8 protein-coding genes are annotated in these 12049 nt (G+C 65.5%); 5 read left to right on the top strand and 3 right to left on the bottom strand.

Annotated features, from left to right (window positions below; all coding sequences use genetic code 11):
• Positions 1–58: 58 nt before the first annotated feature.
• Complete coding sequence (locus tag HV711_RS07060) at positions 59–607, top strand: META domain-containing protein (RefSeq protein ID WP_013587660.1); 549 nt, start codon at positions 59–61, stop codon at positions 605–607.
• Positions 608–817: 210 nt separating this feature from the next.
• On the top strand, positions 818–4942 hold the full coding sequence (locus HV711_RS33805) for a DNA translocase FtsK (RefSeq protein ID WP_035486920.1): 4125 nt from the start codon (positions 818–820) through the stop codon (positions 4940–4942).
• Between the two features lie 223 nt (positions 4943–5165).
• On the opposite strand, the gene HV711_RS07050 is transcribed toward HV711_RS33805, so the two are convergent.
• Positions 5166–6482: a lactonase family protein gene (locus HV711_RS07050; protein ID WP_035486918.1), complete on the bottom strand. Its 1317-nt coding sequence runs from the start codon at positions 6480–6482 to the stop codon at positions 5166–5168.
• A 263-nt stretch (positions 6483–6745) separates the two neighbouring features.
• Here HV711_RS07050 and HV711_RS07045 point away from each other — a divergent pair, with 263 nt between their 5' ends.
• Positions 6746–6898: a DUF3096 domain-containing protein gene (locus HV711_RS07045; RefSeq protein WP_013587657.1), complete on the top strand. Its 153-nt coding sequence runs from the start codon at positions 6746–6748 to the stop codon at positions 6896–6898.
• Positions 6899–7186: 288 nt separating this feature from the next.
• On the opposite strand, the gene HV711_RS07040 is transcribed toward HV711_RS07045, so the two are convergent.
• Positions 7187–7432, bottom strand: a complete 246-nt coding sequence (locus HV711_RS07040; RefSeq protein ID WP_013587656.1) for a hypothetical protein — start codon at positions 7430–7432, stop codon at positions 7187–7189.
• A 249-nt stretch (positions 7433–7681) separates the two neighbouring features.
• Here HV711_RS07040 and HV711_RS07035 point away from each other — a divergent pair, with 249 nt between their 5' ends.
• Positions 7682–9562, top strand: a complete 1881-nt coding sequence (locus tag HV711_RS07035; RefSeq protein ID WP_013587655.1) for a glycoside hydrolase family 15 protein — start codon at positions 7682–7684, stop codon at positions 9560–9562.
• Between the two features lie 179 nt (positions 9563–9741).
• Positions 9742–11019, top strand: a complete 1278-nt coding sequence (locus HV711_RS07030) for a polyhydroxyalkanoate depolymerase (protein ID WP_013587654.1) — start codon at positions 9742–9744, stop codon at positions 11017–11019.
• Positions 11020–11246: 227 nt separating this feature from the next.
• Here the strand turns inward: HV711_RS07030 and HV711_RS07025 are convergent, their stop codons facing one another.
• A complete protein-coding gene (locus tag HV711_RS07025) occupies positions 11247–11879 on the bottom strand; it encodes a TetR/AcrR family transcriptional regulator (protein WP_013587653.1) in 633 nt (210 codons plus the stop codon).
• Positions 11880–12049: the final 170 nt, after the last annotated feature.

Genomic DNA, 12049 nt, shown 5'->3' with positions numbered 1-12049 from the left:
CGCGGCGTGCCGAGTGCGTTACCCTTACGCCTTTGCCAGTTTGAAGAGGAACGACGCCATGCAACCACGCTTGTCCACGCGACGTCTTGCGCGCCTCGCCCCCCACGCGCGCACGGCCCTCGCCGCGCTCGGCGTCGCGGTGCTCGTCGGCGCCTGCGCGATGCCGAAACATCCGGACTCGGAAGCACCCGCGCCCGACCCGTTCAACCCGGCCGCCACCCAATTGCTCGACGACACCAGCTGGACGCTCACCGCATGGAAACAGGCGGACGGCAAGGTGCGCACGGTTCCTTTCGCGAACCTCGGCGCGCCGATCACGCTCACGCTGTCGACGGCCGGCGGCCAGCGTCACGCGAGCGGTTTTTCCGGCTGCAACCGCTACATGGGCTCGTACGCGCTGAAGGACGGCAAGCTCTCCTTCGGCACACTGGGCGGCACGCGTATGGCCTGCGCGACGGCGGGCGGACAGATCGAGAGCGCCTATCTGAATGCGCTCACGCATATCGAACGCACCGGCGTGCAGATGCGCGCGCCGCAGCAGATGCAGCTCGTGCTCGACAACGGCGATACGCTCGTGTTCGAGCGCAGCGGCGACAGTGGCAAGTGAGCGGTCAAACGGTTGTCAAAGAGCGGTCATGAGTGGTGAATGAGTCGCAAACAAGCGGCGAGGCGCAACGGCACACGGATGGTCCGGCGCGCCCGCACGCTTTGCACGAGGTCGCAGGCATACTTGCGGCCGCCTTCGGAGCCTTCGGCTTCGCCGGTTTAAACTCGACGGATTGCGTTTTTGCCAATCCGTCATTCGTCGATGTCTAGTATGCACACGGTAGTTTTCGGCTGGTTCGGCGGGTCGGCCGTCTGGTTCATTCCTCTCATCTGGCGGCTCATCAAGTCGATGCTGCCGGGCGGCGCCGGTTTGCGCGGCCCGGGCACCATCCGGCTGTGGCTCGGCTTCGTCTGCGCGATGCTGGCAAGCTGCACGCTCGAAGCGTCGCTGAGCGGCGCGGCCGGCGGCGGCAATGCAATCGGCCACGCGCTCGCGGCGGCGCTCGGCCATCTGCTCGGCCCTATCGGCACGCCGCTCGCGGCGCTCGCGCTCTTCGTCGTCAGCCTGCCGTGGCTGATCGGCTTTCGCTGGCGCGAATTTCTGCTCTGGGCCGACGGCGCGTTCGGTCTCGGACTGGCTTCGCGCGGTCTCGCGAGGCGCGACGACGAGGCACGCCGCCATCGCAGCGTCGACGACGCCGCGCCGCCACGCATCTCCAGCCCGATCAACACGATGGCGCCCAAAAGCAAGGGTCGCTATGCGCGGCCGACTGTCTGGCGGCCGCCTGTCAAAGGACGCGCTGCGGGTGGTGCCGGTGCGGGCGCCCATCACGGCGCTGGGCTGAGTGCGGGTTTCGGCGGCGCGGCGGCAGCGGCTGCGGGCCGCGAGACGGCGCCCCGCGATACGGCGCCCCGCGATACGGCCGCCCGCGAGAGCGCAACCCGGGCGGCGGCGCAAGGCGGGCACGCCGGGCGAAATGCGACGCGCGCCCGGCCTTCGCAGGTCGAGCCGGTTTTGCGCACGGGTAGCGCGACGCCCGTGCGGCAGACACCGCCGCCTGCCCCTATGCATGGGTCCGGCGCCGGCAAATCGACATGGGCGCCGGCCGAACCCGTCGCACCGGCGGGATGGCTGCGCGAGACGAATCCGCGGACGGGCGTGTCCCCCGCACGGGCGCCAGCGAAAGCCGGTGCTGGCGGAGCCGGCTCGCCCGCTGTCGGCCGCGCGACTCGTGAGCGAGGCCACGGTGGATCGGCGGGCATTGCTGTGGGCGCTGCGGGAGTCGCCGCCGGTGCTGTGGGAACGGGCGCTAAAGCGGCTCATGCCGCGTCCGGAAGCGGCGCCGGCGCGGCAACTGGCGCGACGCCCGCGGGCGCGGCCGTTCATGGACGTCCTGCAGCCAACCGTGCTGCCATGCCCTTCAATCGCGCGGCATCGTCCGCACAGGGCTTGCCGTCTGCTTCGGGTGCAAACAACGCGACCGCCATGACCTCGGGCGCCCGTCGTCCATCCTCGCCGGCGCCAAGTTATACGCGGCCTATGGCGGCCGCGGAGAAAGTCACGCCGCCCGCCAGCGTGCAGGAAACGCTGCGCAGCATTGCGGAAAACGCTGCGCGTTGGACGGATATCGCCGGTGTCAGCCTCGCGCGCAGCACCAGCGCGGAAGGCGGGAAGATCGCGGGCGTGAGCGTGGCGCCATCGGATGCGGCCGGCGTTGCCAGCGAGATGGCCGGGCCCAGCGGCGCGGTCGCGGCGCCAACGCCGGACAGGGATGCGGCGGCTGACGAAACGGCGAAGCATCAAGCCGTGGGCCATGATGCCGCTCACGCTCCGGTTGCGCCGACTGTTGAATCTGCGCCTTCAGCGCCGGGCGGAACGTCGCCGCACCCGGCTGTCGAAACACCAGATCACACAGCGTTGGTGAGCGAGCCACAGCCGTCAGCGGCAAGCCGAGCGGAACCCGTTGCCCAATGGCCGATGGAGCCGCCCGTAATTCAACGGCCGACCGGCGCGTTGACGGATACAGCCGCAACTCATGCGACGCCCGGCGCGCCGACTCCCGCCGCACCGGCCATGATTGCGCCCGCTGCGCAAACGGTGACCGACACCGCGGAACCGGCCGCAGCCGCTGCGTCCGAGCCCGCGTCGGTGCCCGCACCGACGGTCACATCGGCGGACAGTGCAACGGCGCACGGCGCCACACCGACATTGGCTCGCACCCCGTTCGGAATCTTCGCGAGCCGGTTTGAGCAAACGGACGCGCCGTCGCAGACACCGCCGTGGGAAGAAGATGGGGCTGCAGGGTCGGAAGAGCCGCAGGAAGACGAGCGCGATGTCGCTAGCGCTGCCCCCGATGGCATTTTGCGCCGCGATCCGCAAGCCGAAATATCAGCCGCGCCGCCCGTGGACGAGCGGCAGTTCACGGCATCGGATAACGACCCGCCGATGTCCCACGCCGCCGGCGCCAACACAACTGCGGCCGCAAGCGCAGCCGCGTCGTCATTGCCGGCCAACAGCGAGCTGCCGCTGCCGCCTGCCCTCGCGGATGCCGAAGCGCCGTCCGCCGACAGCGACGGCCCCGCGGCGGCCGGTCTCGCGGCCGCGCCGACGCGAGGCGCCACGCCGCCGGCATCGTCGAACGTGGTCCGTTTCCCGGGTCTCGGGCCGCAAGCGCACGCGCCGGGCCATGCCGAACCGCGCGAGCAAGCCGACTTCCCTGCTGCGCCGACGGTTTCCCCCGTCCAACCGCCCCCGGTTGCACCCGCAGCGCTCCCAGTCTCGCCGGCTGAGGCTTGCGCACCATCGAATTCCGAGCCCCAATCCGACCCAGCGCCCGAACCCGCCGCGCAGCGCGCGCCGCTGCGCGGTCACGGCCCGACCAACGGCTTCGAGTTTCATGCGCCGGCGGCTTCCATGGTGGAACTGCCCACGCTCGATCTGCTCGCGCCCGCAGACACCCATGTCGAGCCGGTCTCCGAGGAAAAGCTCATCGAAACCGGCCTCCTGATCGAACAGCGGCTGCAGGAGTTCAAGGTTCCGGTGACGGTGGTCGGCGCGTCGGCCGGTCCGGTCATCACCCGCTTCGAAGTGGAACCGGCGCTGGGCGTGCGCGGCAGCCAGATCGTCGGCCTGATGAAGGATCTGTCGCGCGGCCTCGGCCTCACGTCGATCCGCGTCGTCGAAACGATTCCCGGCAAGACCTGCATGGGTCTTGAATTGCCGAACGCGAAGCGCCAGACCATTCGCCTCTCCGAAATTCTGGAGGCGAGCGTCTATCAGAACTCGCATTCGCAATTGACGCTGGCGATGGGCAAGGACATCACCGGGCATCCGGTTGTCGCCGACCTCGCCAAGGCGCCGCATATGCTGGTCGCGGGCACGACCGGTTCGGGCAAGTCGGTGGCGATCAATGCGATGATCTGCTCGCTGCTCTTCAAGGCGACGCCCGAGGAAGTGCGCCTCATCATGATCGACCCGAAAATGCTCGAGCTGTCGGTCTACGAGGGCATTCCGCACCTGCTCGCGCCCGTCGTCACGGACATGAAGCTCGCCGCGAATGCGCTCAACTGGTGCGTCGGCGAAATGGAAAAGCGCTATCGGCTGATGTCCGCCGTCGGCGTGCGCAATCTCGCAGGCTTCAATCAGAAAATTCGGGATACGGAAGCGAAAGGCAAGAAGCTGGGCAATCCGTTTTCTCTGACGCCGGAAGCGCCCGAGCCGCTCGCGCCACTGCCCCTCATCGTCGTCGTGATCGACGAACTGGCCGACCTGATGATGGTGGCCGGCAAGAAGATCGAGGAACTGATCGCGCGGCTCGCGCAGAAGGCGCGCGCGGCCGGCATTCACCTGATTCTGGCGACGCAGCGGCCCTCGGTGGACGTGATCACCGGGCTCATCAAGGCCAATATTCCGACGCGCGTCGCCTTCCAGGTATCGTCGAAGATCGACTCGCGCACGATTCTCGACCAGATGGGCGCGGAGTCGCTGCTCGGCCAGGGCGACATGCTGTTCCTGCCGCCCGGCACGGGCTACCCGCAGCGCGTGCACGGCGCGTTCGTCGCGGACGAGGAAGTGCACGCGATCGTCGAGTATCTGAAGCAGTTCGGCGAGCCGCAATACGAGGAAGGCATCCTCGACGGTCCGGCCGCCGAGGGTAGCGCCGCGCAGGATCTGTTCGGCGAGTCGCCCGATGCCGAAGCCGACCCGCTTTACGACGAAGCCGTGGCGTTTGTGGTGCGCACGCGGCGCGCGTCGATCTCGTCGGTGCAGCGGCAGTTGCGCATCGGCTATAACCGCGCGGCGCGTCTCGTCGAGCAGATGGAGACGGCGGGGCTCGTGTCGGCAATGGGGATTAACGGCAGCCGCGAGGTGCTGGCGCCTGGGCCTGCGGAGTAGTCTGCGGGCGGGCTCGACATGCGGCTCGACGCGCGTTCAGGTCGACTCGCGTGCCGGCGCAGCACTCGTCGCATTCAGCACGCGAGGCAGGCGAAGCGCAACAGCCTCACTCACCGCGCCAGCCACGCGAGCCGAGCCTAGCAGCTTCGCCAGCCACGCAACCGCGAAAAACAACGGGCCGCAAAACGCGGCCCGTTGTTCATTCGGCAAGCTCAACCCTCGCTTACGACGGCGACACCAGCTTGAAGTCCACCGGCGAGCCGATCTCGATGCGCTTTGGATTCGCTTCGAGCAAACCGCTTTGCTCATTGCGCCTGAACACATACACCGAATCGCTGTTCTGATTGCCGACGATCAGCCACTTGCCGGTCGGATCGATCGCAAACTCGCGCGGCGCTTTGCCGAGACTCGATTGATGCCCGATCTTCCGGAGATGCCCATTGGCGGGATCGACGGAAAAGATCACGATCTCGTTCGCGTCGCCGCGGTTCGTGGCGTAGAGAAACCGCCCGTCCGGCGACAGATGAATCGCCGCCGCGCCCACCTTGCCCTTGAAGCCGGGCTCGGTCAGCGAAATGGTTTGAACCTGCGTGAGCTTGCCGTCGGCGTAGTCAAGCGTGCTGACGGTTGCGGCGAGTTCGCTCGTGAGATAGGCGTGTTTGCCGTCGGCGCCGAACACGAGGTGCCGCGGGCCCGTGCCCGGCTTCTCCTGGGTGTAGCGCCAGTCGGTCGGGCCGAACAGGCCGCGGCTGCCGTCTGGCGTATAGCGGTACGAGTACAGCTTGTCGGCCCCGAGATCCTGCGCGAAGAGATAGTGCCCGTCGGGAGAAAACACGGTGGAGTGCACGTGCGAATTGTCCTGGCGCCCCTTCACCGGACCGCCGCCTTCGTGATGCACGGTCAGCACCGACGCACCCAACTGGCCGTCGGCCTGCACGGGAAGCACGGCGAAGCTGCCGCCGGGATCGGCCGCCACCGAATAATTCGCGACGAGCAGATATTTGCCGTCCGGCGAAAGGCTCAGGTAGCACGGGTCGTTGCCGTCGGCGGAAACCTTGTTGAGGAAGCTCAACTGGCCGCTCGCGGCGTCGAAGCGGAATGCGCTGACGCCGCCGCGCTGGCTCGCCGGCCCGTTGTCGCCGGGCAACTCGTTGACCGCGTAGACGAAGCGGCGGTCGCGGCTCACCACCAGATACGACGGGTTCACCGTCTGCGCGACCGACACGCGCGTGGCGTCGCCCGTCTTCGTGTCGAAGCGATAGACGTACAAGCCTTCGCTCTTGCCGCCGGTATACGTGCCGACCAGCATGTCGTAGACGCCGTCGGCGGGAACGGCACCGGAGCCGGCACCGGCATCTTGCGCAAACGCGGGCGAAGCGACAATCGAGACCATGAGCGCGAAACCTTTTATGATCGAGCGGGCGGCGTGCATGCGAATGACCATGCGCGCACGCCGTGAAATGGAATCAGCGTCGAAATACGAAGAAGACCGGTTAAAACCTCGCGCGGCATGCACAGCGGCCCGGTGACGACGAAGCATACGACCTCCTCTACAGGAATAAATGGCGTAAAGCGGTTGTAATCGTGCCTCTGGTCTGCCGCGCGGCGCTCGAGCGTTGTTCTTGTCGAGCAAGTATAAAAGCGTTGCAACGGATCATGCAGTGAAGCAGGCGGCGCTGCGGCAGCGAGCCGGTCGCGCGACGGCCGGCCGGCGGCATGGCAGTTGCCTCGGTAGCAACCTCGGTAGCAATAAGCAGCCCCGCCTGCACTTTTCTCACCGCGTCTCACCACTACGGAGTCTTCATGAACATCACACTCAGCCTGGGTCCGCTGGTTTCGTTGATTGCCGGCATTCTGATTCTCGTCATGCCGCGTCTGTTGAATTACATCGTCGCGCTTTATCTGATCATCATCGGGATCATCGGCATTTTCGGCATGGGCTCGTCGCACTTCTGACGACGGCAGCCGGGCGCAGGACAGCCCGGCTGCCGTCGGCGTTGGGTCGGCGTTGGGTCGTCGGTAACGAGGCGTGAATGCTGCGGATCAGCTTGCCGCAGGTGCGCCGCGGCGCGCGAAGTGCGCGGCAGTGAAGAAGGGATGGACGAAAGAACTCGCACGCAGATGCTCGCCGGCACAAGCGTGCCGGTCATTGCTGCGCGTTCGCGAGAGATACCATAGGTTCAGACGGCACATCGCATCCGGGCTCGGCCCCGGATCCGCGCGCCCTTGCGGCAAGCGCCGGGGTCAGCCGTTCGAAAGCTGTTCCAGGCGCCAACGCCCCTGCAACGACAGCGCGCCGACGGCATAATGGCCGTCACCTTCCTGATAGCGCCGGAAGCACGCGCGTTCGATCAGAAAGCTCGCGGCCGCCTGCATGCCGTTAAGCGTGAGACCGAGGCGCCCATGATCGAGCGGAAGCATGGAGTCGTCCGCGAGTTCGCTCGCGGCGGAGAGAATCGTGATGCAGTCGGATTTTGACGGATTCAGCATGGCTTTCGTCCTCCAAACGGCGTGTGCATGCGCGATGAGTGAGCCGGGTTCGCAAACCCGGAAGTTTTAGGCGTCGGCTGGATTACTGATTGTAGGCACCAATTTGACAATTACAACCCGCGTTTTGCCGCATTGTGTGGTGGTGAACCAAACGGCATCGCGCGAGTCCCGACAAAACAACCCATGGGGCCTGGCGGATTTCGCCGAGCCCGCTACCGAAATGTCCCTCAGGTATTGATACGCACGGCCATGCCCGCACTCATCGAAGACTATGCGCTCATCGGCGACGGCCACACGGCCGCGCTCGTCTCCCGCGAAGGTTCCGTCGACTGGCTCTGCTGGCCGCGCTTCGACTCCGGCGCCTGCTTTGCCGCGCTGCTCGGTACGCCGGAGCACGGCCGCTGGCTGATCTGCCCCGACACGGACACGCCCGCCAGAATCACGCGCCGTTATCGCGGCGAAACGCTGATCCTCGAAACGGACTTCGAAACGGCGGACGGCGCCGTCACGCTCGTCGACTTCATGCCGCCGGGCAACGGCTGGTCGGAAATGGTGCGCATCGTGCTCGGCAAGCGCGGCACCGTGCGCATGAAGATGGAGCTCGTGCTGCGCTTCGACTACGGCTTTTCCATTCCCTGGGTGGACCGGCTGAAACACGAGAGTGGCATCCGCGCGATTGTCGGTCCGGATAACGCCGTGCTGCGCACGCCCGTCGAACTGCGCGGCGAGAACATGAAAACGGTCGCCGAATTCACTGTCGGCGAAGGCGAGCGCGTGCCCTTTTCGCTTGCTTATGCAGCCTCGCATCTGCGGCTGCCGCCTGCGCGAGATCCGCATACGGCGCTCGCGCGCACGGAGAATCACTGGCTCGAATGGACAGCGCGCGGCACCATCGAAGGAAGATGGGCGGAGCCGATCCGCCGCTCGCTGATCACGCTGCGGGCGCTCGCGTATGAGCCGACGGGCGGCATCGTCGCGGCGCCCACCACGTCGCTGCCGGAACAGCTGGGCGGCACGCGCAACTGGGACTACCGCTACTGCTGGCTGCGCGACGCCACCATCACGCTGCTCGCGCTGATGCGCGGCGGTTACTACGACGAGGCGCGCGCCTGGCGCAGCTGGCTCGGCCGCGTGATGGCGGGCGCGCCCGACCAGTTGCAGATCATGTATGGGCTCGCCGGCGAGCGGCGCCTGCCCGAGTCCGAGGTGGACTGGCTGCCGGGCTATTGCGGCGCGAAGCCGGTGCGCATCGGCAACAACGCGGTCGGCCAGCGTCAGCTGGACGTCTACGGCGAAGTGATGAACGCGCTGCATCTCGCGCGGGTGGGCGGCCTGCAGGCGGACGACACGGCGTGGAACGTGCAACGCGAGTTGCTGCGCCACCTCGCCACCATCTGGCAGCAACCCGACGAAGGCATCTGGGAAACGCGCGGCGGCCGTCAGCATTTCACTTTCTCGAAGGTCATGGCGTGGGTCGCGTTCGACCGCGCGCTGGCATCAGCGGAAATGTTCAATCTGGAAGGGCCGCTCGACGAATGGCGCGCCATCCGCGCGCAGATCCACGCGGAAGTCTGCGAGAAGGCGTGGAATCCTTCGCGTCATGCGTTTTCTCAGGCTTACGGCAGCGACCAGCTCGACGCCAGCGTGCTGCTGCTGCCGCTCGTCGGCTTCCTGCCGCCGCATGATCCGCGCGTCAAGGGCACCGTGGAGGCGATCGAGCGGGACTTGATGCACGACGGCTTTGTGATGCGCTACCGCACCACCGAATTCGACGACGGCCTGCCGCCCGGGGAAGGCACGTTTCTCGCTTGTTCGTTCTGGATGGTGGATAACCTGGCGTTGCAGGGCCGTCTCGACGAGGCTATCGCCATGTACGAGCGGCTGCTCGGCCTCTGCAACGACGTGGGGCTGCTAGCGGAGGAATACGACCCGGCGCAAAAGCGCCTCGTCGGCAACTTCCCGCAGGCGTTCTCGCACGTGGCGCTCGTCAACACGGGCCTCAACCTGATGAAGCACGAACAGGCGATGGCGCGGGCGACGGGGCAGCCTTCCCATAACGGCACGGATCATGCTGAACTTAAGGCTGCGGCAAGCCCGGATAGCGGCACGGCAGCATCGCCAGTAGCATGATTCCATGACACTTTTACGGATCGACATCGCTCAATTGCTGCATTGCACAATTCCACTTGTTTCTATATGATCGAACCGTCTGTCGGCCGATAACAATGTGCCAACAACCAATATGGCCTGCCGCAACGCCACACGCGTGTTTGCGAAGCCCCATGCGAACCGCTTAAAACGGAGCACCCATGCTCTATCAACTGCACGAATTCCAGCGGGCTATGCTGAGCCCGCTTACCGCCTGGGCCCAGGCCGCGTCCAAATCGTTCGCGAATCCCGCCAGCCCGTTGGCCTATGTGCCCGGCGCCACACGCCTTTCGGCCGGTTACGAACTGCTCTACCGGCTCGGCAAGGACTATGAGAAGCCGGAGTTCAACCTGCATCAGATCGTCAAGGACGGCCACAACATTCCGATCATCGAGCAAACGATTATCGAAAAGCCGTTTTGCCGCCTGCTGCGCTTCAAGCGTTTCGCGGACGACAGCGAGGCCGTAAGCCAGCTGAAAGACGAGCCGGTCGTGCTGGTGTGCGCGCCGTTGTCGGGCCACCATGCCACGCTGCTGCGTGACACAGTGCGCACGTTGTTGCAGGACCACAAGGTCTACCTGACCGACTGGATCGACGCGCGCATGGTGCCGCTCGAAGACGGCGAGTTTCATCTGGACGACTACGTTGCGTACATTCAGGAATTCATCCGCCATATTGGTGCAAAGAATCTGCACGTGATCTCGGTCTGCCAGCCGACCGTGCCGGTGCTCGCGGCCATTTCGCTGCTGGCGAGCCGCGGCGAAGACACGCCGCGCACCATGACGATGATGGGCGGCCCCATCGACGCCCGCAAGAGCCCAACGTCGGTGAATTCGCTTGCCACGCAGCACTCCTACGAGTGGTTCGAGAACAACGTGATCTTCACGGTGCCGCCGAACTATCCGGGCGTGGGCCGCAAGGTCTATCCGGGCTTCCTGCAGCACACCGGTTTCGTCGCGATGAATCCGGAGCGTCACGCGGCGTCGCACTGGGACTTCTATCAAAGCCTGCTGCGCGGCGACGAAGACGACGCGGAAGCGCATCGCCGCTTCTACGACGAGTACAACGCGGTGCTCGACATGGACGCCGATTACTACCTCGACACGATCCGCGTCGTGTTTCAGGAGTTCAGTTTGGCGGAAGGCACGTGGGATGTGGCCGGCGAACGCGTGCGGCCGCAGGACATTACCCGAACGGCGCTCTTCACGATCGAAGGCGAGCTGGACGATATTTCCGGCGACGGCCAGACCTATGCCGCACACGAACTGTGCACGGGCATTCCGGAGAAGAACAAGCGTCACTTCACCGCGGAAAAGTGTGGCCACTACGGCATTTTTTCGGGCCGCCGCTGGCGCACGATCATCTATCCGCAGTTGCGTGACTTCATCCTCGAACACAACAAGGCGACCAGGGCGGTGAAGGAAAAGGCCGAGGTATGAGCGGCCGGTTCGCGTGCGAGCCGCGCGCTCCTTACCCGCAACCTCGCGCGCAACCCACAAGCAACCGAAGCAGCCGATAACAACGAAACGGCCTCCATACGGAGGCCGTTTTTTCACCTCGGGCGCCTCTACGTCGCGCACATAGGTCGAGCGCCTGGAGGGCGGGCGGCAACGCCTCGCTGCCCGGCAGTGCGCTCAACTGCGCGAAGCCGGCACCAGCGTTCCTGCTACTTTCGCAACAGATACGCGAGCAGCAATTCGGTGTTCATCTGGATCACTTCGCTGCGTTCGGCCGGACTGCTGAAATCGCGGCCGAGCGTGGCTTCGAGCGTGTAGCGGTTGGACACGATGTAGTAGCCCATGCCCGAAAGCGTCACGTATAGACGCAGTGGATCGACATTGGTACGGAACAGACCGGCGCGCTGGCCTCGCTCGAGAATGCCGCCGAGCGTGGCGACGATCGGCGAAATCATTTCGCGGATGCGCGTCGACTTCTGCATATAACGCGCCTCGTGCAGATTCTCGTTGTTGACGAGACGCAGCAGCTCGGGATGATCGCGGTAGTAGTCCCACACGAAATGCGCAAGACGCGTGACGGCTTCCACGGGTGCAATGCCGTTCAGCTCGAGCGTGCGCTCCGCTTCGTTGAGCGCGCTGAACGCGTGCTCAAGTACCGCTGTGAATAGCTGCTCCTTGCTACCAAAGTAGTAGTAGAGCATGCGTTCATTCGTCTCCGCGCGGCGGGCGATCTGATCGACGCGCGCGCCGAATAGCCCACCATTTGCAAACTCTTCGGCGGCCGCAAGCAGAATGCGACGCCGGGTGCCTTCAGGATCTCTTTTGATTTTCGGCTGATTCATGGTGGCATGGTCTTCGTGAGCCGCGTTATCCGGATCGCACCGCCGGCCTCTCCTCGGGCCTTGCACCGACAGCACTGGACGGGCTGGTTTGGGGGAAAACCCTTCTGCGGTCTTTCGAAAAAGGCGCTTCGATTATGGCACATGGATTGCCGATGGCAATTGGGGAAATC

This window comes from Paraburkholderia phenoliruptrix, from assembly GCF_902859825.1.
In the GTDB taxonomy this organism is placed as follows: domain Bacteria; phylum Pseudomonadota; class Gammaproteobacteria; order Burkholderiales; family Burkholderiaceae; genus Paraburkholderia; species Paraburkholderia phenoliruptrix.
The sequence above is the reverse complement of the archived record's forward strand: the minus strand, read 5'-3'. Positions and strand labels throughout refer to the sequence as shown.

Excerpts from the sequence above, each read along its gene's own strand:
- HV711_RS07030 (WP_013587654.1), top strand. The coding sequence starts at position 9,742 with ATGCTCTATCAACTGCACGAATTCCAGCGGGCTATGCTGAGCCCGCTT.
- HV711_RS07050 (WP_035486918.1), bottom strand. The coding sequence starts at position 6,482 with ATGCTTCGTCGTCACCGGGCCGCTGTGCATGCCGCGCGAGGTTTTAAC.
- HV711_RS33805 (WP_035486920.1), top strand. The coding sequence starts at position 818 with ATGCACACGGTAGTTTTCGGCTGGTTCGGCGGGTCGGCCGTCTGGTTC.
- HV711_RS07035 (WP_013587655.1), top strand. The coding sequence starts at position 7,682 with ATGCCCGCACTCATCGAAGACTATGCGCTCATCGGCGACGGCCACACG.
- HV711_RS07045 (WP_013587657.1), top strand. The coding sequence starts at position 6,746 with ATGAACATCACACTCAGCCTGGGTCCGCTGGTTTCGTTGATTGCCGGC.
- HV711_RS07025 (WP_013587653.1), bottom strand. The coding sequence starts at position 11,879 with ATGAATCAGCCGAAAATCAAAAGAGATCCTGAAGGCACCCGGCGTCGC.
- HV711_RS07060 (WP_013587660.1), top strand. The coding sequence starts at position 59 with ATGCAACCACGCTTGTCCACGCGACGTCTTGCGCGCCTCGCCCCCCAC.
- HV711_RS07040 (WP_013587656.1), bottom strand. The coding sequence starts at position 7,432 with ATGCTGAATCCGTCAAAATCCGACTGCATCACGATTCTCTCCGCCGCG.